The organism is Accumulibacter sp. (genome assembly GCF_036625195.1).
Lineage (GTDB): Bacteria > Pseudomonadota > Gammaproteobacteria > Burkholderiales > Rhodocyclaceae > Accumulibacter.
The window spans coordinates 1,760,929-1,786,098 of sequence record NZ_JAZKUG010000001.1 but is presented as its reverse complement, the minus strand read 5'-3'; the positions used below and the strand labels follow the sequence as shown (position 1 = coordinate 1,786,098).

Here is a 25,170-nt window from a genome sequence, read left to right as displayed (position 1 = left end):
AGAACAAGCAAAGCGACTGAACCCGACCATGTCCAACCCCTTCTTCGACCACCCGATTCTTAACTCCCCCTACGAACGGCCGGCGCGGCACTGGGAACTCAGCGAAGACGGGCAGCCCACGGAGAGGGTTGTCGAAACCCGCCGCCGGGCGCAGTTCATCACCCCGATCCCGAAGCCCAGGAAACGAACGAGTCCTCCCAAGCAGCAGACCTTCGTCTTCGATGACGGCAAGGGACTGTCAACCCAGGAGCAGCAGTACGACCCCACCTCGATCATCAACGAAGTGCGCGGGCATGTGGATTCCTGGCGTTCCCTGCCCAACGCCAATCAGTGGCAGGTGACACCGGAGACCGCCCGCCTGGTGCAGCACTGGCGTCATCATCGGTTCAGCGGTATCCAACCGTTCTTCTGCCAAGTAGAAGCCGTCGAGACCGCGATCTGGCTCACCGAGGTTGCGCCGCAATCCAGGCACGGCAAGCGCGTTCTCGACCACGTCGCTGCGGCGAACCGGGACGCCAATCCCGGGCTGCTGCGCCTCGCCCTGAAACTCGCCACTGGCGCCGGCAAGACGACGGTGATGGCCATGCTCATCGCCTGGCAGACGATCAACGCGGTGCGCCGGCCGGGCAGCAAGAGCTTCACCCGCGGCTTCCTGATCTGCGCGCCCGGCCTGACGATCAAGGATCGCCTGCGCGTCCTGCAGCCAAACGACCCCGACAGCTATTACAGGGACCGCGAACTGCTGCCGGGCGACCTGCTCGACGACATGAGCCGCGCCAAGATCGTCATCACCAACTATCACGCCTTCAAGCTGCGCGAGCGGATCGAGATTTCCAAGGGTGGACGGCAACTCCTGCGGGGGCGCACGGGCGATGAACTCCGCACGCTCGAAAGCGAAGGCCAGATGCTGCAGCGGGTGATGCCCGACCTGATGGGCATGAAGAACATCCTCGTCATCAACGACGAGGCGCACCACTGCTACCGTGAAAAACCGCAAGACGCCGATGACGAGGACCTGAAGGGCGACGACCGCAAGGAGGCCGAGAAAAACAACGAAGCGGCCCGTCTCTGGATTTCCGGCCTGGAAGCCGTCAACCGCAAGCTCGGGACGACCTGCGTCATCGACCTGTCGGCGACGCCCTTCTTCCTGCGCGGCTCGGGTTACGCCGAGGGCACGCTGTTCCCGTGGACGTTGAGCGACTTTTCGCTGATGGACGCCATCGAATGCGGCATCGTCAAGCTCCCGCGCGTGCCGGTGGCCGAGAACATTCCCGGCAACGAAATGCCGATGTTCCGCAACCTCTGGGAGAACATCAGCAAGGACATGCCCAGGAAGGGCCGTGGTCAGAGCGAAGACCTCGATCCGCTCAAACTCCCAACCCGCTTGCAGACGGCTCTGCAGGCACTCTATGGCCACTACGAGAAGACCTTCAGGCTGTGGGCGGAAAAGGGCATCAAGGTACCGCCCTGTTTCATCGTCGTTTGCCAGAACACCGCCATCTCCAAGCTGGTTTACGATTTCGTCTCCGGCTTCCAGCGCAGGAATGATGACGGCACGACGACGCTGGAGAATGGGCGTCTAGCGCTATTTCGCAATTTCGACGAAACCACCGGCAACCCGCTGCCCCGCCCGAACACGCTGCTGATCGACAGCGAGCAGCTCGAAGCCGGCGATGCCCTCGACGACAACTTCCGCAGCATGGCGGCGGACGAGATCGAACGTTTTCGCCGCGAGATCGTCGAGCGCTCCGGCGATGCCCGTTCCGGAGACCACATCGGCGATCAGGAGTTGCTGCGCGAAGTCATGAACACCGTCGGCAAGCCCGAGCAGCTTGGCGGCGCCATCCGCTGCGTCGTCTCGGTGTCGATGCTCACCGAAGGTTGGGACGCCAATACCGTCACCCATGTGCTCGGCATCCGCGCCTTCGGCACCCAGTTGCTCTGCGAGCAGGTCATCGGCCGCGCGCTGCGCCGCCAGTCCTACGAGTTGAACGAGGAAGGACTGTTCAACGTCGAGTACGCCGACGTCTTCGGCATCCCCTTCGACTTCACCGCCAAGCCGGTGATTGCGCCGCCGCAGCCGCCACGCGAGACGGTACAGGTCAAGGCCGTTCGCCCCGAGCGCGACGCGCTCGAAATCCGCTTTCCCCGGGTTGAAGGCTATCGCGTCGAGCTGCCCGAGGAACGGCTGGCCGCCGACTTCAACGACGAATCGATCCTGGAACTCAGCCCCGACCTGGTTGGCCCGTCGATTACCCGCAACTCCGGAATCATCGGCGAAGGCGTGGACATGAGCCTGCAGCACCTCGGCGACATGCGCCCCTCGACGCTCGTTTTCCAGGTGACCCAGCGGCTGCTGTACACCAAGTGGCGCGACCCCGGCGAGGAGCCCAGGCTCTACCTCTTCGGCCAGCTCAAGCGCATCACCCGGCAATGGCTCGACACCTGCCTGGTCTGCAGGGGCGACACCTACCCGGCGCTGCTGATGTACCAGGAACTCGCCGACATGGCCTGCAACCGGATCACGGCGGCGATCACCCGGCAGTTCCTCGGCGAGCGTCCGATCAAGGCGCTGCTCGACCCCTACAATCCCACCGGATCGACCAGTCACGTCCGCTTCAACACCTCGAAGACCGACCGCTGGCAGACGAGTTCGCAATCCTGCCACATCAACTGGGTGATCCTCGACAGCGACTGGGAAGGCGAATTCTGCCGCGTTGCCGAGTCGCACCCCAGCGTCCGCGCCTATGTGAAGAACCACAACCTCGGCCTGGAAGTCCCCTATCGCTACGGCTCCGAGACGCGCAAGTACCGGCCCGACTTCATCGTGCTGGTCGATGATGGCCACGGCCCCGATGACCTCTTGCACCTGGTGGTCGAGATCAAGGGCTACCGGCGCGACGACGCGAAGGAGAAGAAATCGACCATGGATACCTACTGGGTGCCCGGCGTGAACCATCTCGGCAGCTATGGCCGCTGGGCGTTCGCCGAGTTCTGCGAGGTGTACCAGATCGAGTCCGATTTCAGGGTCAGGGTCGAGGGCGAGTTCGCCAGAATGATCGATGGGGCGGTGCAGGCATGAGCCCACCGGGACAACGCGTCTTTGACCGCGCCGGCAGACATGTATGGATAGTCCCACTTTTCTATACACGTCATCCGCGACATGCAAAGAAATGACTGATATCCCATCGCTCACCGCCCTCCGCCCCGAGCGCCTTGACCGGCCGGATATCCTCAAGCAGCTCAACGCCGCGAGTCGGAGTCTCGCCGAACTGAAGGGTGTGGCGGGTTCGATGCCCAACCAGGGCATCCTGATCAGCACCCTCGGCCTCCAGGAGGCCAAGGACAGCTCCGAGATCGAGAATATCATCACCACTCAGGACGAACTGTTTCGTGAGCTGGCCTTCCCCGACGCAGCCGCCAGTGCGGCGACCAAGGAAGTCGCGCGTTACCGCAAGTCCCTTCGTGTCGGCTACGAGGCCGTGAACCTGGTGAAGCAGGGGCTGCTCGACGTTCCCGTGCTCTACCTCAGCCGCCACATCGTACGTACGAAAGGCGATTACTACCGGCTACTGCAGGATGTACGCGACAGCGGCAACTGGGAAGACTGGGTGCGCTACCTGCTGCTTGCCGTCGAGCACACCGCCGCCGACGCCATCGCCACCATCCGGGCCATCAAGGCCCAACTGATGGACTACAAGCACCGTATTCGCGCCGACTACCGCTTCTACAGCCAGGACCTGATCAACAATCTCTTCTCCTACCCCTGCACCCGGATCGAGTTCATCGAACGCGACCTCAAGGTCTGGCGCCTCACGGCCACCAAGTACCTCGACAGACTGGTCGACGGCGGCTTCCTGGTCAAGCGCAAGATCGGGCGCAGCAACTACTACGTCAACCTGCCGCTCTACGGCATTCTCACCGGCGAAAACCAGCCGGACGAAAGGGCATGAGCAGTATGGCCAAGCGAACATCTGTCGGCACCCCGGGCAAGTTGGTCGAAACCCTCACCCACGACGAGGCCCGGCGCAGGAACATCCCGACCGCCGAATACCAGGCAGTGCTGCCGACCGAGCAGCAGCAGCCGAAGCAGATCCGCTACCCGCGCCCCGACGCAGCCGAACTGGGTGAGGAGAAGTCGGCCAGAAATCGCGACCTCGACCCGCAGCTGGTCTGGCGCGGCAAGGACGAGCAGGACTGGAGCGACCTCGTCGTCTCCGCGCCACCGCTCTACATCCAGGAAAAGGTGCACCCGAAGGTGCTGATCGACGACCTGCTGCGCAGCACCAAGGAGCGCCAGCACGAGGCTGGGCAGATCACGCCCGATCTCTTCGCCGATTTCAACGGCATCCCCAAGGGCGCCAACAAGACCGATTTCTACCAGCACGACCAGAACTGGAGCAACCGCATGATCCTCGGCGATTCGCTGCAGGTCATGGCCAGCCTCTCCGAGCGCGAGGGCCTGCGCGGCAAGGTGCAGTGCATCTACCTCGATCCGCCTTACGGAATCAAGTTCAACAGCAATTTCCAGTGGTCCACCACCAGCCATGACGTCAAGGATGGCAATGCGAGTCACATCACGCGCGAGCCGGAGCAGGTCAAGGCGTTTCGGGATACGTGGCGCGACGGGATTCACAGCTACCTGACCTACCTGCGCGACCGGCTGACCGTGGCACGGGATTTGCTGACCGAATCGGGGTCGATCTTCGTGCAGATTGGCGAAGAGAATGTCCACCGCGTCCGGGCAGTCCTGGATGAAATCTTCGGTGAGGACAATTGCGTCTCGGTTATTTCTTTCAAGAAAACCGGCAGCCTCACCGACAAAACCCCAGCCACAGTTTGTGACTACCTGGTGTGGTTCGCGAAGGTAAAACCAAACTGCAAATTCCGCCCAATCCTATCCTCTCGGGATCCATCCGAGGGGTCGGCCTCCTTTCGGTACTTCTGGGACGCTGATGGTTCAGTAGTCACTGAGAGTCAGGCGAAGAAGCTTGGCCTGGATACTGAAGATCGTCTTCTTGCTCAAAGCGTGTCCCTTACGTCGCAACACGAGAGCAAGACTAGGTCGGACGCGTTTGCGTTTCACGGGAAGGCCTTCAAACCACCCTCGAATCGGCAGTGGAGCGTCGGCTATGAAGGCCTCAAGCGTTTGAACACCGCGAGCAGGATATTCCGCGTGGGCGAGAACCTTCGGTATGCGTACCTCATGCAAGATAACCCTGTATTGCCGCTGTCGAACATGTGGAACGATGGAGGGGCCGGCAGTTTCACGGAAGAGCAGACATATGTCGTTCAGACGGCGACGAAGGTGATACAGCGCTGCATTCTGATGGCCAGCGACCCCGGCGACCTCGTTCTCGACCCCACCTGCGGTTCCGGCACCACCGCCACCGTCGCCGAGCAATGGGGCCGTCGCTGGATCACGATCGACACCTCGCGCGTCGCACTCGCGCTGGCCCGCGCCCGCATCATGGGCGCGCGCTATCCGTTCTACCTCCTCGCCGACTCCCGCGAGGGCCAGATCAAGGAAGCTGAAGTCAGCCGCAGCGCGCCGAGCACGCAACCGGTGCAGGGCAACATCCGCCACGGCTTCGTCTATGAGCGCGTGCCGCACATCACGCTCAAGTCGATCGCCAACAACGCCGAGATCGATGTCATCTGGGAGCAGTGGCAGGCGAAGCTGGAGCCCTTGCGTGAATCGCTGAATGCCGCGCTCAAGAGAACCTGGCAGGAGTGGGAGATCCCGCGCGAAGCCGACCAGTCCTGGCCCGACCCCGCGAAGAAGCTGCACGCCGACTGGTGGCAGGCGCGCATCGCCCGGCAGAAGGAAATCGACGCCTCGATCGCCGCCAAGGCGGATTTCGAGACCCTCTACGACAGGCCCTACGAGAACAAAAAGTGCGTGCGCGTCGCCGGTCCCTTCACCGTCGAGAGCCTCTCGCCGCACCGGATGATCGGCGTCGACGAGGACGACGAACTGATCGACGGTTTCCAGCAAGACCGCGCCGAATACACCGCCCGCCAGTCCTTCGCGCAGTTGATTCTGGAAAACCTCAAGACCGCCGGCGTGCAGCAGGCGCACCGGGAAGACCGGATCAGCTTCACCGCGCTGACGCCATGGCCGGGTGAAGGGGCGATCTGCGCCGAAGGACGCTATCTCGAAGGCCAGGAAGGTGAAGTGCGCGAGAAACGTGCCGGAATCTTCATCGGCCCCGAGTTCGGCACCGTGCAGCGCAGCGACCTGGTCGAAGCCGCCCGCGAGTGCGGCGAAGCCGGCTTCGACGCGCTGATCGCCTGCGCCTTCAACTACGAGGCGCACGCCACCGAGTTCAGCAAGCTGGGGCGCATCCCGGTGCTCAAGGCGCGCATGAACGCCGACCTGCACATGGCTGCGGACCTCAAGAACACCGGCAAGGGCAATCTCTTCGTCATCTTCGGCGAGCCGGACATCAGCCTGCTGCCGCAGGACGACGGCAAGCTGTGCATCAAGGTGAACGGCGTCGATGTCTTCAAACCGCAGACTGGCGAAGTCATCAGCGACAGCACCGACGGCATCGCCTGCTGGTTCATCGATACCGACTACAACCAGGAAAGCTTCTTCGTCCGCCACGCCTACTTCCTTGGCGCCAACGACCCCTAAAGCGCATTGAAAACGACGCTCAAGGCGGAAATCGACCCCGAAGCCTGGGCCAGCCTGAACAGCGACACCTCGCGTCCGTTCGAGAAGCCGAAGTCGGGGCGGATCGCGGTGAAGGTGATCAACCACCTGGGCGATGAAGTGATGAAGGTTTTCAGAGCCTAGCGTCACAGCAGGTGCTCGGCGGCTTGTTGTGAGTAGCGATTAGCCGCAGTCAATCAACAGCTTGCAGCCGTTTTTCAGTTAAGGTAAAAACTTTTATATTAGCCGGGCTAATCCGATTGACATGACTGACATGGCTCCTTGGTCGTTTTACGGCCGCCGCTCCGAACTGCAACAGATGCAGCGCATTCTGGAGCGGCGGCGGTGGTTTTTCCTGCAGATTTCAGGGCGGCGGCGAATCGGCAAGACCGCGCTGATCCAGGAGGCGCTGCGCGACGCCGGCATCGACAAGACCCTCTACATCCAGATCCCGGATTCCGACCCCGCCGGCGTCGTGGCCGCCTGCAACGGCTATCTGGAAACCTTCGGCATCGATGCGCGGGTCTCCAGCCTGGGCGAGCTGGCACAACTGATCGGCCGGCTGGCAAGCGCCGGCTACGTCGTCGCCCTCGACGAGTTTCAGTATTTCCATCGCAAGCAACTGGCTGACTTCTGCTCGCTGCTGCAGGCCGAAGTCGATCGTCTCGCTGCGCGTGCAGCGGAGGTCGCCGGCGGCTTGATCGTCCTCGGCTCGCTGCATGCGGAAATGACGGCGGTGCTCGAGGACCGGGATGCCCCGTTGTTCAACCGCACCACAGACACGATCGAACTGGGACATCTCGATATCGCCTCGGTGCTGGAGATTCTGCGCGTCCATGCCGACGACGATCCGGCACGGTTGCTTTTTCTCTGGAATCTGTTCGAGGGGGTGCCGAAGTTTTACCGCGATGCCTACGAGCAGGGTGTGCTGAATGCGGAGCGCCGGCCTTTGCTGCGCAGCCTGTTCTTCTCCAGTTCGTCGCCCTTGCGTAACGAAGCCGACAACTGGTTTCTGCGCGAACTGCGCGGGCGTTACGACATGGTGCTGCAGTACCTGGCCCGACATCCGGGCTGCACCAACGCCGATATCGAAGCCACCATGGTCGAGCTTTCCGGTCCCGGCGAGGTACGCCAGGTGGGCGGCTATCTGAAAATCCTGTCCGAACGCTACCGCATGATCGAGCGGCGCTTGCCGATCTTCTCGCCCGCGCGGGCCCGCAGCGGCCGCTATTACATCCGTGACAATTTCCTGCGTGCCTGGCTGTCGGCGTTGCAGCGGCCTGTCTCAGCAGTCGCCTTCAGGCCGGTCGAGGTGCTGATCGACCAGGCCGATGGACGTTTGGCCGACGTCGAGGGATATGCCCTGGAAGATCTGGCGGGCCAACTCTACGCCGAGCGCAGCCGTCTGGAAATTGGCGACTTCGCGCTCAGCGAGCGGATTCGCGGCTACTGGGATCGCTCCGATGTCGAGATTGATCTGGTGGCAGTCAATGAAGACGAGAAGCGAATTCGCTTCGGCACCTGCAAGCGTAATCCTGACCGGCTGCCTGGCGCTGCCGATGCGCTGAAGCGTAGTGCCGGGCGGTTCCTCGATGCGCATGCGAAGTTCAAAGGGTGGACGAGCGAGTATGTGGCCATCGCACCCGCCATTGGCGAGAACGTCAGGACGGCACTGCACGAGCGTGACGTCTTGCCGCAGAGCCTTGTCGACCTGACGGCCGGGCTGTAATCCCTGCACGGGACAACCGATGGAATTCCGCATCGCCGACACCTTCACCGATAGCTTGGCGCATCTGACCGGCGACGAGCAGCGAGCGGCAAAGACCACCGCCTTCGACCTGCAGCTCAACCCGGCCAACCCCGGCATGAGCCTGCACAGGCTGGACAGGGCGAGGGACCGGAATTTCTGGTCGGTGCGGGTCAGCAGCGACATTCGCCTGATCGTGCACAAAAGCGATGCGAGCTTCCTTCTCTGCTACGTCGACCACCATGACCGGGCCTATGACTGGGCGGAACGGCGCAAGCTGGAGACGCACCCGACCACCGGCGCCGCGCAGTGGGTCGAAATCCGCGAGACCGTGCAGCAGGTGTTCGTTCCGGTGTATGTGCAGGCGGAACTGCCGCTCGCCCCGCCAGCCGCCCCGGTGCTGAAGCCGCTGTTCGCCGGGCGGAGTGACGACGAACTGCTGGCCTACGGCGTGCCCGTCGAGTGGCTGGACGACGTCAGGCAGGCGACCGAGGACACGCTGCTGGCCTTGTCCGACCATCTGCCTGCCGAGGCGGCCGAGGCCCTGCTGGAACTGGCGACGGGCGGCAAACCGCGGGTGCCGACACTGCAGCCGGCGACAACCAACCCCTTCGACCATCCGGACGCGCAACGCCGCTTCCGCGTCATGACCAACGTCGAGGAACTGCAGCGTGCACTCGATTACCCGTGGGAAAAGTGGACGATCTTTCTGCACCCCGAACAGCGGCAGTGGGTCGAGCGCGACTACGCCGGTCCGGCTCGGGTTTCCGGCTCGGCGGGCACGGGCAAGACGATCGTCGCGCTGCATCGGGCGGCATTTCTCGCGCGCACGCATGCCGATGCGCGGGTGCTGCTGACGACCTTCTCCGACGCGCTGGCCAGTGCCTTGCGCACTAAGCTGCGGCGACTGCTCGATCATGAGCCACGCCTTGCCGAACGTATCGACGTTCATTCGCTCAACACCATCGGCCTTCGTCTCTACAAGGCGCACATCGGGCCGGCGGCGATTGCCAGCCGCGAAATCGTCCGCGAAGCGTTGAAGGAGGCGGCGCGTGCCGTAGCCAACCACAAGTTCGGCCAGCACTTCCTGCTGACGGAATGGGAACAGGTGGTCGATGCGTGGCAGTTGTCGACCTGGGAGGACTACCGCGATGTGGCCCGGTTGGGCAGGAAGACCCGGCTGCCGGAGGCGCAACGCGCGCTGCTGTGGTCGATCTTCGAGCGCGTTCGTTCGGCCTTGCACGAACGCAGGCTGGTGACGCACGCCGAGCTGTTCACCGCGCTGGCCGCCGTGCTCTCGACGAGCCCGCATGCGGTATTCGACTTCGCGGTCGTCGATGAGGCGCAAGACATCGGTGTCGCACACCTGCGATTTCTGGCTGCACTCGGCGGTCACCGGGCCAACGCGCTGTTCTTCGCTGGCGACCTCGGGCAGCGCATCTTCCAGCAGCCCTTTTCCTGGAAGTCGCAGGGGGTGGACATCCGCGGCCGGTCGCGCACCCTGCGCGTCAACTACCGGACTTCGCACCAGATTCGCACGCAGGCCGACCGCCTGCTGGCATCGACCGTCGCCGACTGCGATGGCAACACCGAGGACCGCAGCGATACGGTTTCGGTATTCAACGGACCGCCACCAGCGATCCAGACTTTCCGGGATGAAGGCGAGGAAGCGCGCGCCGTCGGCGCCTGGATCGCCGAGCGTGCCAGGGCTGGCGTGCTGCCGCATGAGTTCGGCGTGTTTGTCCGCTCGGCAGCGCAGTTAGAGCGTGCCGAGGCAGCGGTCCAGCTATCAGGGCTGGTCTACAGGATTCTCGATGAACACGTCGAGATGGTCACCGGGCACGTGTCGATCAGCAGTATGCATCTCGCGAAGGGCCTGGAGTTCCGCGCCGTGGTGGTGATGGCCTGCGACGACGAGGTCATCCCGCTGCAGGAGCGCATCGAGACGGTCGGTGACGACGCCGACCTGCAGGAGATCTATGACACCGAACGCCACCTGCTGTACGTTGCCTGCACCCGCGCGCGGGATCATCTGCTGGTGACGAGTCTGGCCCCTGGGTCGGAGTTTCTTGAAGACATGCGGATGGATGGGGATTCGCGAGTCCGGAAGGTCGGAGGCTAGATTTCTGGCAAGTAATCGCGGGGCAACAAGCATCAGGAGACTGCATCAAGAGTTGCTTTGACGAATGACCGTTTGGGAGTGTGCGACGTGCATCCAATTCACCAGTGGCAGGGCAGTTTCCTGAATCGACGAGGATTTCATCACCCGACCGGCCGGCCGCTGTACACCTACCGGGTCGAAGATCAGGAGTTTTCGGATCTCGAGACGGTGATGCGAGAATGCGTCGGCGTTTGGCTGAGGAGCGTTACGCTCGGCGACGTGGCGCGCAAAGTCGCCTGCTTCCCACCCCTGTTCGTTCTTTATGCAGCGGAATGGTGGCGTCGCAACTATGACGGAACGGGATTCGCGTGGGAACCGATTGTCAGTGCTATCGGCGCTTCCGCTGACGCGTGGAATCCGACCGAGCGCAGTGAATGTGTTGAAAAAGGCCTACAAGGCTGGCGGCTGCGATTGTCGAACGCGCACGGTTTGCGCTACCTGGGAAGTATCGCTTTCCAGGGCGGCCTGCCGATGCGACTGCTGGCAAGCGCGCAGGGCCCTATCGGCGGCATACTGAAGCGGGCGCTCAAGCTTGCGGGCGGTGGCGGAACGGACGCTGCGGAGATCCTTGAATGGATCAAGAGCCTTGCCCATTTCTTGCCGAATTCCTATCGGCAGAACGAAGTCTTCGTGCTGCTCACCGAGGTTGTCCTCACGATTCTGCGTCTGAAGCAACAGGCCAATCTGACCATTGGCGCGGATGTGGTCGCCGAACTTGACCAGGCCGCCCAGGGATGGAGAGACGAGTTTCCGCTGAAGATCGATGGCCATCAGGCGATCGAGCTGTTCAAGCTGGCTATCGGTGTCCCGCCAGGCGAGCAAGACCATCGCAACCAGGCAATCCTCGTCGAGCGATGGCTGGACACCGCGGATCAAGACTGTTTTCAGCTCCGATCGGAAATCGTGCTGCCACAGTTCCTGGACTCGGCACCACTGGCGCGGCTTTTTGGAATCGAGCCTGAGAAGCTGAGCCGCACCCTGACCTTGCGGTTTCCGCGTGGCGAGCAAACGGTGGATGTCTCCCTGCGCAGGCTGGCCGGCCAGGATCGCTACCGTGTCGAACGGCGCACTCTGGAAAGGCGCGGAGATCTCGCAACCGCCGAACATACGATGTTGCTCCTGATCGCAACCGGGGAGGCGCCCCACAAGGAAATTGCCCGCGGCGAAGCGCTCGATCCCGAGTTGCCCTGGATGTTCGAGCAGGGCGATGATCCGGCGAACCCTTGTCGACTGATTCGCCAAGGTTCCGGGGCAATCGCCGGTTTTGAGGGAATCCTGTGCACTCCGCAGGATTGGGATCTGCGGCCCGACGACGGCGCATCCGTGGATTGCAAGGGCCAGCTATCGGGAGGCACCCGAAGGGTATGGACGATCCGCGGTGGCATTCGGATCGATGCTTGCGACGGGCTGCACTACCGGGTGAGGTGCGGGCAGGCTGCGGCGACCGAGGATCGGTTTGAACTTCGCGGGCAGCGGTACTGGGATCTGTTTGATCACCCCGCAGTTGCGTTTCGTGGCGTGCCAGAGCTGTACGAGGTGTCCGAGAACGGTCTGGAAAGATTGGCGCAAGGTACGCTCGCCTGGCGAGTGCCGGGGGGACGGCTGACTCAGCGCCCGGACGAAATCGCCGGTCCAGTGAGTGCAATCTGGCCGGCGCAAGGGGCAACCAAATGGCGGGCGCACGTCGTCCTCCTGCCTGCGCAGGCGAGCATGACGGTCGAGCCCGGTGCTGATCCGTTGAGCGGCGCACTGCGATTCGCCAACTGGGATCTGGTGACGGTGAATTGCGACACGCCGGGCGTCTCGTCGCACACGCGCATCGACGGCGCGAGCGTCGTGCTTGATCTGAGGTGCCAGGGCGAAGGCCATCCACCCGAGTGGTGCTCGGTCAACGCCGTGTGGCGTGGCAACCCGCATATCGTCCGACTGAGGGTGCCATTCCCGGCCAAGGGGGTGCGTACCATCGCCGCCAATGGCACGCAACTCGAGGATGGCGCCCTGCTCGCCGTCGGCCGGGTATGCGGCACCCGAATGACGGGTTTTCTCGGACCTGGAGCCCACCAGGCGACGCTGAGGCTTGGACTTCATCGCGGCAATCACGCTCATCCGGTCAGCATAGTGGAGCACACGATCAGGGCCAATGTCGGAGGGAGTCGCGTCGAGATTCGCCTGGTCGACTATGTGAACGATATCCAGAGAATGCTCGCCGACGCAGACACCCTCGATGCCCATGTGAGCGTCAGATTGGGCCTGCCCGGTGGCGAAGCGTCGACGCTGCGAGTGGCCCGTTACGAGTTCGAACTCGAACGACTGGCAATGGTGTCGCAGCTTGGTTTGCCGCAGGAACATCTACATCGCTTCTCGGCGGAGGATATCGCCGGATGGCCGGTGGTCGCACTTCGGATCGACGCCCCCGGGGATGAGCCCATTCGCTTGGCTCCTGTTCTTTCCGAGGGTGTGTCGACCGGAAACTGGATGTTCCCGTCTGCCGATCTTTCACCCGGAGCCTGGCTGATCCATCCGGGCAGCGGTTCCCAAGTGGCTTTCCGCCCGATGTTATGGCCGGTCCTGGCGCGTAATGAAGCCCTGCCAGCGCGGCAAGACGCAGAGGAAGCCCCTGGCCTTGAAATCACGCTGACTACGGCGCTTGGCATTCCGACAGAACGACAGCGTCTGGATGCCCTTGATGCTGTGATCGCCGCGTTGGCGCAGGACTTCATCAGCGACGATTGGCGCCTGGTTGAGCAGCTTGCGGTACAACTGGGCCACCTGCCCCTGTCGACTCTCGATCTGTGGCGTTGCTTCGCCCAGTCCAGGGCGGGCCAGGCTGCACTTGCGGTGCGTATGGGTGGCCTGCCCGCTGGGTTTGCCGAGCGATTCCCCATCGAGCTGCCTACGGTCTGGGAAATGATTCCCTTGACCGCATGGGTTCAGGCAATGCGCGCACTCATTACGCAGGGCACGTCCTGGTACGGACATGAGGCTGGCGCCCTCGTTGTTTCGGAATACCTTGATCGGCGAGTTCAGGCACTGGCATCCGCCTGCCCATCACTTCGCGTGTTGCTGGAAGTGGCGCGCGGGAAGGCGACCGGGAAAATCAACCAGGACCTGAGGGCAGCCCAAGACCCGCGAATGGACGGCGTCTTTGCCGGGCAGCTATTCAACGGTGAAAACTCAAGGGTTCAGCACCTGCTGCGCAACAACGCCGACCGGCAGTGGCCCAGTGGATTCGCTGCGGAAGTTGCCGTCGCCAGGCAGCACGGAGCTGGGCCGTATTTCTGTCCGGTCAACCACGGATTTCATGACTCGGTAATCAATCTGCCCATGCTGTTGGCACTCAATACGACGATGGACCTGCACGTTGATTGGAGCCAACACTCACACCTCATCAGGAAGGTACGAGAAGTTCAGTCCTTCGATCCGGAATGGTTCGCCGAGGCTTTTGATCTGACCGTAGCCCGTTGTCTCGCCACTGGCCGAGTTGACCTTCCTCCACCTGATGTTCCTCGATTGACACCACGATTGGATGATGATGGAAGAAGAGTATTTCGGAGAGCTCCTCGCGGCCCTCGCTAGTCGCGCGAGTCTTGGAACGGTTGGCTGGCTGGGATTCGCCAACGCGCCCTTGCGTCGGCACCTGATGGAGGTCTTTGCGCGTCCGTTCGGCGATACCGGAAGTTTTCTCGCGGATCCCAGCTTCGAAGCGGTATTTGGCTGGGCGCCGAGTGGCAGTCGGATGCGCGATCTGGCGGGCAACCTGCTCACACCATCGCTGGTAAACGCGATGGATTCGCCGCCACCCGAGTTGGCCGACGAATATCGCTTTGCCAAGGAGCGGGCACCCTACGCCCACCAGTTGCATGCGTGGCAGATTCTGGCGCAGCAACCCGCCAGGTCGCTCATCGTGACCAGCGGCACCGGATCAGGCAAGACCGAGTGCTTCATGGTACCGATTCTGGATCGACTGGCGCGCGAGCAGTTGGAGTTGGGTGGCCAGCTTGTCGGGGTTCGCGCGCTGTTTCTCTATCCGCTGAATGCGCTGATCAACAGCCAGCGCGATCGTCTTCGCGCTTGGACACATGGATTCGGCAACAAGATCCGCTTCTGCCTCTACAACGGGCTGACCCCGGAAACCTTGCCGGCGCACGCGATCGCACCGGCCGACAGCGAGGTGAAGGACCGTCGGAGCTTGCGTGCAGCACCGCCGCCGATCCTGGTGACCAACGCGACGATGCTGGAGTACATGCTGGTCAGAGCCCAGGATGCGCCGATTCTCGAAAAGTCCAGCGGCAAGCTGGAGTGGATCGTCCTCGACGAAGCGCATACCTATGTGGGCTCGCAGGCCGCTGAACTGGCACTGCTGATTCGACGCGTCGTTCACGCGTTTGCTGTCAAGCCGGAGAACCTTCGCTTCGTGGCAACGTCGGCAACGATGGGCGATCCGGACGGGCCCGCCGGGGAGCGCCTCAGGGAGTTTCTGGCGCAGGTCGCAGGTGTCGATATCGCGCGCGTTCATCTGGTATCGGGGGCTCGGCAAATACCCATGCTACCTTCGGCGAGCGATTCCTGCCGTTTGTCCGTTGCTGAATTGCGCGCGATCGATTCGGGGAAGGATGAAACGCCGAATCGCTATCGCGCTCTGTCAGGGCACCCCATCGCACGGAAGCTGCGCGAGCTTTTCGTCGACCGCAAGGCGGCACCGGTCGCGAAGCTATCGGAAGCATGCTCAGTGATCTTCGGTCCTGCGCCGGCCCATTCTCTTGCGCAGCAGGAGGAATCCTTGAGCTGGCTTGACCTGCTGACGAGTGCGGTGGATACCGGCGGAACACCCTTCCTGCCACTGCGGGCGCACGTGTTTCATCAGACTTTGACCGGCCTGTGGTGCTGCGCCGACTCGCGATGCCCTGACAAGCGCGGATCAAAACTCGACGACCCCGCCTGGACGTTCGGGAAAGTCTTCCTGGAACCGCGAAATCACTGTACCTGCGGCGCCCCCGCGTTCGAGTTCGCGTCCTGTGACGAATGCGGGGCAGCCTATCTCCTGTCCGAAGAGAGGAAAGGGGCGGTGGTACAGGCGTCAAGTGAATCCGCCGTCGATGAATTCGAGCTGGAAATCGACGACGACTCCGAAACGCTGGATACCGACGATGATCGACCCGTAGAAAGTGGCCATGCGATCCTGATCACCAACTGCAAGCTACCGCATGCGGGCGAAATGCACATCAACCGCCAGACCCAGCAGATTGTCGACTCGAGCGATCCCGACGCGATTGCCCTGATAGTCTGCGAGGACAGCGGGGATGGTCTGGGCTGCCCGGCGTGCGGCGCGACACCTGCTCGCACTGCTCACCTCTTCCGCAAGGCCCGAATCGGTGCCCCTTTCCTGCTGGGTGGCCTGTTGCCGACCTTACTGGAGTATGCGCCAGACGGCGCCAGGCCAGCCGACCAACCCTATCGAGGACGCCGCCTACTGACGTTCAGCGACAGCCGGCAGGGCACGGCGAGACTGGCCGCCAAGTTGCAGCAGGACGCGGAGCGAACAAAGGCGCGCGGGCTGATCTATCACCACGTGCTCAAGGCGATGACCGAGGCATCCACCCCTGAACTGGCAGAAGCTGAGAATCAGATTCGACTGTATGAAGAAATTCTTGCTACGCCGGGACTGCCCGAGATGGCGAGAGGATCGATTGTGCAGCGGTTGAACGAAGCCCGTATGAGGCTTCAGGACGCAACGCAGCCCGCGCCGATGTCATTTCAGCAATTGCAGGCAGCAATTGCCCAAGAAGGGCAGGAGTTTCGGTGGATTCTCCAGACGTACAAAGGGTACTCCCCGGGGGTTTTTGGCGGCCACGAGGGCGCGTCGAATCTCGCGGGGATGCTCTTGGTCCGGGAGCTGGGCCGAAGACCAAAACGGCAGAATAACCTCGAAACGATGGGGATGATCGCGGCACGCTATCCGCGGCTCGATCAGATCAACACGGCGCCCGTGGATTGGACCAGCCGGGGTTTCACCTTGCCGGAGTGGAAGGATTTCCTGAAGGTGGCCGTGGACCATTTCGTTCGCGGTGGTGGCAGTCTCGATATCCCTGATCTTTGGCGCAACTGGATCGGCATACGTTTTCCGCGCAACTGGATTGTTCCTCCCAATCAGGATGAGGTTGCTCGTGGCCAGCGCCGATGGCCATCTGCCAGACGCTCAAGAGACCGGAGCGCGCTGGTCCGTCTCCTCGCCTATCTGCTGAAGGTCGACGTAAACACCGACCCGGGGCAGGATGCCGTCGACAGCCTGCTGATCGCCGCATGGGAACAGGTCAGGACGATGCTGTCCTTGACTGCCAGTGGATACATCCTGCGATTGCAGGACCTGGCATTCTCGCCAGTAGCCCACGCCTGGGTTTGTCCGGTGACGCGGCGATTTCTTGATACCACCGTACGCGGCGTCACGCCGTACCTTCCGCGAATCATGCGTGAGGAGATCGCGGTCTGTGAGCGCAGGGAGATCCCGGTCTACGACCTACCCTTCGGTGGAGAAACCGATGTTGGGCTCCGTCTCCGGCGAGCGCGCGACTGGCTCGCACAGCAAGTGCTGCTCACCAGCCTCCGCGAAGACGGTCTTTGGGCAAACGTCAACGATCGAGTCATTGAATCTGCGCCCTATTTTGCAGCTGCCGAGCACTCCGCACAGCAGGCTTCTGAACTCCTGGACAAATACGAGAGACGCTTCAAGGAGGGATCGATCAATCTGCTCTCCTGTTCGACCACGATGGAAATGGGCATCGACATCGGTGGCGTCCAGCTGGTGGCCATGAACAATGTGCCACCTCACCCAGCCAACTACTTGCAGCGTGCAGGCAGGGCGGGTCGGCGCCGGGAGACAAGATCAACGGCCGTTACCTTGTGCAAATCCAATCCGCATGATCAGAATGTGTTCCTGAACACACGCTGGGCGTTCGATGCCAAGCTGCCGCCGCCGGTGGTATCACTGAACAGTGCAGTGATCGTGCAGCGCCACGTCAATGCGATGATCCTCGCTCGTTTTCTGGCCGACCTGCTGCAAGCCAATCCTCAGGACATGACACGTCTGAACTGCGGCTGGTTCTTCGATGATCGCGAAGATGCGCCATCGAAACGATTCGTGCGTTGGTGCGAGGCCTACCTGCCGACGGCCCAGGCGCACGTGGATGACGGTTTGCGGCGACTGGTCCGCCACACTCTTTTCGAGGGTCAGGAGACTGCGCGGCTCGTTCGACAGGCGGGTGTCGACATGGAAGCGGCCTTCGATGAATGGCAGGCTGAGTGGCAGGCGCTCATCGAGCAGGAATCCGGCTTGGGACCAGGGGCCACAACCGATCCGGCTGCGAAGGCCATCGGTTTCCAGAAGAAGCGGTTGGCCGACGAGTATCTGCTGCGCGAGCTGGCGACCCAGGGCTTCCTTCCAGGCTATGGATTCCCGACCTCCATCGCCAGCTTTGACAACACGACAGTCAGTGCTGCGAGGCGTTTACCACCTCCGGACCAGCCTGCCACACGCGGTCGCGACGACAATCGCTTTCAGAAACGGGATCTCGCCAGCCGAGACTTGGTGACCGCGCTGCGTGAATACGCCCCCGGTGCCGAGCTGGTGATGGACGGACTGGTGTATCGATCGGCGGGAATCACCCTGAACTGGCATATCCCGGCAGATCAGGAGGGCGCCAGGGAAACCCAGGCGATCAAGTTCGCTTGGCGTTGCCGAAGCTGCGGCGCGAGTGGCACGACGATGTCGCTGAAGCTCGCTTCGACCTGCGACGCTTGCGGTGCTGGCGTGGAAGCCAAAGACATCCAGCAGTTTCTCGAACCAGCCGGGTTTTCGGTCGACTTCTATGAAGAGCCGCACAACGACGTGACGAGACAGCAGTTTGTCCCGGTCGAGCGCCCATGGATCAGCGCGAGAGGAGATTGGTCCCCCCTGCCGAATCCGGCCTTGGGGCGGTTTCGCGTGACTACCGACGGACGTGTGTATCACCATTCGGCCGGTCTTCATGGCAAAGGCTACGCTCTGTGTCTGAGTTGCGGACGTGCCGAACCGATGCTTGCGAATGGGAATCCGCCAGACGTTCTTTCGCCCGGCTCAACGCACAAGAAGCTGCGCAGCCGAGCGGCCGACAGGGTGTGCAGCGGCAGCACCAATCGATACCAGATCAAGACTGGAATCGCGCTCGGCCATCAGGTGCGCACAGATGTTCTGGAGATTCAACTTCGCGATCTAAATGGCCAGTGGATCACCCATCGCGGCATCGCACTGACCATTGCCGTCGCGTTACGTGACGCGCTTGCTGCATTGCTTGGCGTTCAGGCGGGCGAGTTGGGATGCGATGTTCAGGAAACCCGCGCCGCGGACAACCAGCGCTGCCAGTCCGTTTTCGTCTTCGACCGGTATGCTGCAGGCTATGCGTCGAGCGCCGAACGTCTGGTCAACGACATGTTCAGGGAAGCAGCCAAGCGTCTGGATTGCCCGAAAGGGTGCGACAGCAGTTGCCCACATTGCATTCTCGATTTCGATCAGCGATTCGAGGCCGGGGTGCTCGACCGATTTGCAGCACTGACTGTCATTTCGAGCGACTGGCTGGACATGCTGAGGATTCCGGAATCGCTTCGCTACTTCGGAGACAGCTCAAGGGTCGAGATCTCGGGAATGGTGGCGGCGGTGTTGCGGGAAAGCAGCCATCCAGATGCGCTGCAAACACGCCTGTTTACGGGCGGCTCGTCGGACAGAATCGATCTTGCGGCTTCCTCACTCAGGCTGGTCGCCTACCGCCTCGCGGCACTTTCACGTCCGGTCGAAATCGTGATCGAGAAGTCCTTGCTTGAGAGGCTTTCCGAAGCCAACCGGTTTGCATTGTCGAGTCTGGCCGATCATCCGGGAATCACCATCGGCTTGGCGACCGCGCTGCCGCGCGCCTCTGGTGTCAGCGTCCTCGCCGAGGTCAGCCACGGCTTGTCTGGCGTTGCATGGGCCAGCACAGACGGCGAGTCGATCGTACCGAATGAGGAATGGGGAGCCTCGCGGGCACCGTTGGTCATTGGCACCCTCACGAGCGGAACCGGCACAGTGAGCAACAGGCTGGAATCAGCCGAGATCAGGCCGCAGGTACTTGCTGCTGGCGACCGCGAGATTGTCCTGCATCATCAGGTGGATGGTCCGCTCCAGGGATTCGGAAAAAGGCTGTGGCAGGTCATTGCCGACGAACACCATGGAACCTTGCAGCAAGTCCAGAACTCCGGCGCGGATGTGGTCGCGATAACGTACAGTGACCGCTATCTCTTTACGCCGCTGTCAATTGCGCTGCTGGTGGATCTCGTCAGCCGTCTCAAGGCGATCGTGGGACAGGCGCGCTGGGACAACCCGGAGCTTACGATAACGACAACCACCGTTCGCAGCGGTGGTGAGAGCCGCGTGTTCAACCGCGTCTTCGCCGATTGGCCTGACCTGAGTGTCCGCGACGCCGTGGCAAGAGGGGCGTTCGAGTACCTGGGGATCCGCACGACAGTCCTGGTGCCAAACAAGTTCTCGGTACAACATGGCCGCGTACTGGAAGTGAGGTTTTCAGATGGCAAGACGCTGACGGTGCGGCTGGACCAGGGAGTCAGCTACTGGCGTGTGCCTGCGTTGTCGGGTTCAAGGCAGTGCCCGGTGGCATTCGATTTCACCAGACCAGTAAACGAACAGATCAGAGAGGTAGTGGAGATGCGCGTTCCTGTTGAAGGAGGTGCGTTACCTACTGAATTCTTTGTGAAGCTTCGCTAGCTCCGCCGTGAACTGAGGTGCGAAGACATCGAGTTTCAGTGCTCAGCCTACCGTGGAACCAAGAGCTGGATACATTCTCTGCACTTGTCCAGTCGGCAGGCTTGGATGTTCATGCGCATCTAGCGCTGGTCAAGAATCGGCAGTACGGCGACAGCAGGGGGAGAACGCCAGCCAAAATGAACCACGGGTGTGAACGGTGCCGAATGCGAGGCGGGAAAAATGAACGCGTGCTCGTGCTTGGACTGGATGTCGAGGGGCCATGCGCATTTCAGAGCAGCATGACCCATTGGCCCAGTGACGAGGATGCGTTCAAACCGCCCCAGGAAGGATTCGCGATTGCAAATCATCGCAAGACGATTCCAAGGTAGTGTGCGGCGAACGGTCAGCGCGATACGCGTCGTCAGTCACGGGGGTACGACTACTCTCGTCGTGGCGAACTGCTTGTCGGCACCGTCGGGAGTATCACCGGCACCAACTCTCTGTCGATTACGCCGCGCCACGAATCGGCTTGATCACCGCGCCGGACATCACGGCCGTGCAGAACGCGGCCCAATCCGCCATCAGAGCAGCACGCTTGGTAAACTGCGAACCTCTTTGATACGCACGCTCGACGGCATCCGGCAGCTGGTGCGCCAGCGCGTGCTCGGCGACCTCGCGCGGGTAGTTGGTCGTCTCAGCCGCCCACATACGGAAGCTGCTGCGGAATCCGTGAACCGTGATTCCCTCGCCGTTGGCATCCGCCCAGACGGGCTTGTCGTCGCCGTTCATGCGGCGGATCACTGCGGTCAGGGACATATCCGACAATGGCTGGCCTTTCGTGCCGGCGAACACAATCTCACCGTCCTTCGGCATGGATTCCAGCAGGGCCAGTGCCGCATCGCTCAATGGAACCTCGTGCTCACGCGTGGCCTTCATCCGTTCGGCCGGGATTCTCCAGACCTTGCCAGCCATATCGAACTCAGCCCATCGGGCGCCGCGCACCTCGCCCGACCGGCACGCAGTCAGGATGGTGAACTCTACTGCCCGAGCCGATACACCCTCACGCATGTGCAGGGCAGCCATGAACGCGCCGATGCGCGGCCACGGTAGTGATGGATGGTGTTTCGTCCTGCTGGTCTTGCTGATCGTCGCCAGCAAGTTTTCAAGGTGGCCTTTCCAACGGGCAGGGTTCTCGCCGGTACGGTAGCCGCTGGTGGTGGCCCAGCCCAGCACGGATTCGATACGACCGCGCACGCGACTCGCGGTTTCGGTCTTGCTCTCCCATATCGGCGCAAGACATTTCACGACCAGGCCGGTGTCGATCTCTGCCACAGGTAAATGGCCGAACACCGGACTGGCGTAGGTACTGAGTGTGTTGGTCCACTGTTCGCCATGCTTGACGTTTTTCCAGCCCGCCTTGTGCGCCAGGATGTACGCCTCGGCACACTGATCGAAAGTCATCATCTTGGCAGCGGCCAGCGCGGCGGCGATTTGGTTCTGCTTCTTGGCCGCCAAAGGATTGATGCCGTCGACAAGCAGCTTCCGTGCGTCCAGCGCCTTCTGCCGCGCCTCAGCCAGACTCACGGTATGCGTCGGCCCCAACCCCATGCCGTACGGCTTACCGGCCACCATGTAACGAAACAGCCACGACTTCGCGCCCGTGGAGGTGATCTGGAGCGTCAAGCCGCCGCCGTCGCCATAGAGCCCAGGCTTGGTGAGCTTGCTGACTTGCAGTGCAGAAAGTCGTTGCTGTTGGCGTGCCATGCCATCCGTTCCACTATCAAAATGACTATCAAACTATAGCCGGATTTGACGGGATTGTATAGGACCATCTTAGATGCTAGTATTGTTCAAGGTGTTGATGGATAGGCGGTTTTAAGGACGCTTCGGGATTCTTCTGGAGTCTAATCAGGCGGACTTCGTCTCCGCCAAGACACCGGCCGCCAACACGACAACCCCGCTCAACGCCTGCTTTGCGGGGTTTTTCGTTTAGAGGTGGCCCCGGAATTTCGGACAGCAGGATAAGTGGTAGCCTTGCCCCATTGAACGGCTGCGGAAGCAGCCCCAACAGGAGCGAGAGCATGACGAGAAGGACGAGGCGGAACCACACGCCGGCATTCAAGGCGCAGGTGGCGCTGGCGGCGCTGAAGAGCGACAAGACGCTGACCGAACTGGCGCAGCAGTACGACATTCACCCGAACCAGATCACGGACTGGAAGCGGCAGCTGACGGAGCGTGCGGTCCAGGTTTTTGGGGATACCAGCGTTCCTGCGAGCAGCGATCCGGACTTGACGAAACTGCACGCCAAGATCGGACAGCTGACGCTGGAGAAGGATTTTTTAGAACATGCGCTCACCAAGGCGGGCTTGCTGAGCGCAAGAAGATGATTGACCGCAAGCACAAGCTCCCTGTCGCGCATCAGTGCTCCCTCCTCGGGGTGGCCCGTTCGAGCGCGTACGACACGCCGCGCGAGGTCTCGGCGGAGGATCTGGCGCTGATGCGCCGGATCGACGAGTTGCATCTGGAGCACCCCTTCGCCGGCGCCCGCATGTTGCGCGATCTGCTGCGCCCCGAGGGCTTCCAGGCCGGCCGCCGACACATCGGCACACTGATGGCGCGCATGGGCATCGAGGCCTTGTATCGGAAGCCCAACACCTCTCGTCGGCGGCGCGGCGACGAAATCCGTCCGTATCTCCTGCGCGATCTTGCCGTCGAGCGGCCCAACCAGGTGTGGGCGGCGGACATCACCTACATTCCGATGCGCCGGGGCTTCCTCTACCTGTTCGCCGTGATCGACTGGTACTCGCGGCGGGTGCTCGCCTGGCGACTGTCCAACACCCTGACGACCGACTTCTGTCTGGACGCCATCCGGGAAGCCATCCACCGGCACGGCTGCCCGGAGATCTTCAACACCGATCAGGGTTGCCAGTTCACCAGCGGCGAATTCACCGGGATGCTCAAGGCGCACGGCATCCGGATCAGCATGGACGGCAAGGGGTCCTGGCGGGACAACGTGTTTGTCGAGCGCCTGTGGAAGACGCTCAAGTACGAGGAAGTGTATCTCAAGGCCTATGACAGCGTCGCCGATGCGAAAGCCAACCTGGGCACCTATGTACGCTTCTACAACGAGCGACGGCCTCATCGCGCTCTGGGTGACAGGACGCCAGACGCCACCTACTTCGCGGCACTCGCGTCCGCCATCCGAGCCGCCGCATAAAGCATGAGGAACGGGCTCCGTGGATTTGTGGACGATGCGCTCACGCGCACCGGGCCGCTTGCCGTGGAAAAGTCTGGCGACTTTCCCACCGCGCGTCCCTTCGCCCACAAGCTCCACCGAGCTCTATTCGGTTCGGACAAAATTCCAGAAGGTCAAAACCAATCGTATCACCGGTCAACCAGACCACAGCCGGCAGGGCTCCACTGACCACTTATCCTCGAGCATTTCCTGTCCAAACAAGCGGGGCCACCTCTCTGTTCGAGAAGGCATACGGCTACATCCGCCAGTATTATTGAGGAAAATGGCAACAGTGATGGATCTGAATCAACCGCTTGATGATGAAGAACTCGACGAACTCGACAACTTTCTTTCCGATGAGTCTTTCGAAGAAAGGGCGATGGATGTTTCCACTCTGGAAGGCTTCATGACCGCCGTCGTCATCGGGCCGCGCCCTGTTCTTCTGTCGGAATGGCTGCCGTGGGTGTGGGATCTGGAGGAAGGCGAGACCAAGCCCAAGTTTGACAGTAAGGAGCATGCCAATCGAGTCATCTCGCTCGTCGTACGGAACTACAACAGCGTCGTCCACACATTCCTGGATCATCCGGCCTCGTGCGAACCTGTTTTCTGGCGTGGTGGCCAATGGGGTGCAGCAGAGTGGTGTGAGGGCTTCATCCTTGGCTTTCAGTTCGCCGACGAGGCCTGGAGCCTGTTGGGGGTTGCGCAACCAACCTGGTTTACCCCTTTCCTGCGTTTGGGCACCGACGATGGCATCGCGATGACCAGGGAACTCGGCGATGGCGAAAAATGGATGAACGAAATCGTGCCATCAATCGTGAGAATTCAAGCCTACTGGAAAGACAATCGTGGCAGCCAGCCTAAAGGAATCGTCCGGGGCGAGTTTCGCCTTGGCGAACAGAAGGATGTCTCACCGGTAGTTCGTGGTGGGCCGAAGATCGGCCGCAACGATCACTGCCCTTGCGGCAGTGGCAAGAAATTCAAGAAGTGCTGCGGAGCGGGCGATTCTCCGGCAGCGTTGCATTGAGGTGCATGAACGGAACACCCTGCACCCGTTGGCCACGACCCAGGGAGAGCTACCGCCCAGGGCGTGGTATCTCTTCGCGCCACCAGCAGAACCTCAGGCAGCGGACAACATGGGTCAGGTTTCCCATTATTCCTGACGTTCAGACTTACTACTGCCTTCGTTCCGAATCAATGCTCGAAGCAGTGCTGCAAACAAGGTATCAGGATTGTCAATGGTGGTCAAGAAGCGCCGATAACTGGCTGCGAGCGGTCGAGGATGTGACCGGGGAGGGATGGTCCATGGTCGAGACGGATTGGGGTTTCGGGGCGGCTGGGCGACCGATGGTGCGGCAGGAGGGCGCGTCGGAAGGAGCCCGAAGGGCGACTGGAGACGCGCCCTCCTGCCGCGCGGCGGCCATCGGGGAAACCTGCCGCGGATGCGGCCAAGGGTTGCAGGCGGGGATGATAAGCCCGCTCGCGATGCGGTAAAAAGGACCCGCCAAGGAGAACGGGCACGACACCGGCCAAACCCGCAAAGTCCACGCCGATGTCGTGCCCCACACCGTGCTGGGCACGGGTGCAGGGAGAGTATTTCACGAGC

The 25,170-nt window shown here is 61.9% G+C and carries 9 protein-coding genes and 1 pseudogene; 9 read left to right on the top strand and 1 reads right to left on the bottom strand.

Annotated elements, in window-relative coordinates; genetic code table 11:
- Window positions 1-28: 28 nt before the first annotated feature.
- From V5B60_RS07640 to V5B60_RS07610, 7 genes and pseudogenes are all read left to right on the top strand, one after another.
- Window positions 29-3,082 carry a BPTD_3080 family restriction endonuclease gene (locus V5B60_RS07640; protein WP_332346465.1) on the top strand — a complete coding sequence of 1,018 codons (3,054 nt, stop codon included), beginning with the start codon at window positions 29-31 and terminating at the stop codon, window positions 3,080-3,082.
- 91 nt (window positions 3,083-3,173) lie between these two features.
- Window positions 3,174-3,953, top strand: a complete 780-nt coding sequence (locus V5B60_RS07635) for a Fic family protein (RefSeq protein WP_332346464.1) — start codon at window positions 3,174-3,176, stop codon at window positions 3,951-3,953.
- A gap of 5 nt (window positions 3,954-3,958) precedes the next feature.
- Window positions 3,959-6,802, top strand: a pseudogene (locus V5B60_RS07630) (site-specific DNA-methyltransferase).
- Between the two features lie 175 nt (window positions 6,803-6,977).
- Window positions 6,978-8,387: an ATP-binding protein gene (locus V5B60_RS07625; protein ID WP_332346463.1), complete on the top strand. Its 1,410-nt coding sequence runs from the start codon at window positions 6,978-6,980 to the stop codon at window positions 8,385-8,387.
- 19 nt (window positions 8,388-8,406) lie between these two features.
- Window positions 8,407-10,527: a UvrD-helicase domain-containing protein gene (locus V5B60_RS07620; protein ID WP_332346462.1), complete on the top strand. Its 2,121-nt coding sequence runs from the start codon at window positions 8,407-8,409 to the stop codon at window positions 10,525-10,527.
- 87 nt (window positions 10,528-10,614) lie between these two features.
- A complete protein-coding gene (locus V5B60_RS07615; RefSeq protein WP_332346461.1) occupies window positions 10,615-14,142 on the top strand; it encodes an STY4851/ECs_5259 family protein in 3,528 nt (1,175 codons plus the stop codon).
- Window positions 14,093-20,353 (top strand): DEAD/DEAH box helicase, encoded by a 6,261-nt coding sequence (locus V5B60_RS07610; RefSeq protein ID WP_332346460.1) that lies wholly within the window; start codon window positions 14,093-14,095, stop codon window positions 20,351-20,353. Before V5B60_RS07615 ends, V5B60_RS07610 begins: the two co-directional genes overlap by 50 nt.
- Window positions 20,354-20,839: 486 nt before the next feature.
- Here the strand turns inward: V5B60_RS07610 and V5B60_RS07605 are convergent, their stop codons facing one another.
- Entirely contained in the window at window positions 20,840-22,096 is a 1,257-nt protein-coding gene (locus tag V5B60_RS07605; RefSeq protein ID WP_332346459.1) for a tyrosine-type recombinase/integrase, read from the bottom strand.
- Window positions 22,097-22,413: 317 nt separating this feature from the next.
- On the opposite strand from V5B60_RS07605, the gene V5B60_RS07600 reads away from it, so the two are divergent.
- Window positions 22,414-23,549 (top strand): IS3 family transposase gene (locus V5B60_RS07600; RefSeq protein WP_332346458.1). Its coding sequence is split into 2 segments (ribosomal slippage): window positions 22,414-22,666 and window positions 22,666-23,549, totalling 1,137 coding nucleotides; the frame shifts between segments, so codons are not numbered across the junction.
- Window positions 23,550-23,862: 313 nt separating this feature from the next.
- Window positions 23,863-24,591 (top strand): UPF0149 family protein, encoded by a 729-nt coding sequence (locus V5B60_RS07595; protein ID WP_332346457.1) that lies wholly within the window; start codon window positions 23,863-23,865, stop codon window positions 24,589-24,591.
- Window positions 24,592-25,170: the final 579 nt, after the last annotated feature.

Bases quoted from the DNA above. Each gene is read 5' to 3' on its own strand.
- V5B60_RS07640 (WP_332346465.1), top strand. From the start codon at position 29: ATGTCCAACCCCTTCTTCGACCACCCGATTCTTAACTCCCCCTACGAA.
- V5B60_RS07635 (WP_332346464.1), top strand. From the start codon at position 3,174: ATGACTGATATCCCATCGCTCACCGCCCTCCGCCCCGAGCGCCTTGAC.
- V5B60_RS07625 (WP_332346463.1), top strand. From the start codon at position 6,978: ATGCAGCGCATTCTGGAGCGGCGGCGGTGGTTTTTCCTGCAGATTTCA.
- V5B60_RS07620 (WP_332346462.1), top strand. From the start codon at position 8,407: ATGGAATTCCGCATCGCCGACACCTTCACCGATAGCTTGGCGCATCTG.
- V5B60_RS07610 (WP_332346460.1), top strand. From the start codon at position 14,093: ATGATGATGGAAGAAGAGTATTTCGGAGAGCTCCTCGCGGCCCTCGCT.
- V5B60_RS07605 (WP_332346459.1), bottom strand. From the start codon at position 22,096: ATGGCACGCCAACAGCAACGACTTTCTGCACTGCAAGTCAGCAAGCTC.
- V5B60_RS07595 (WP_332346457.1), top strand. From the start codon at position 23,863: ATGGATCTGAATCAACCGCTTGATGATGAAGAACTCGACGAACTCGAC.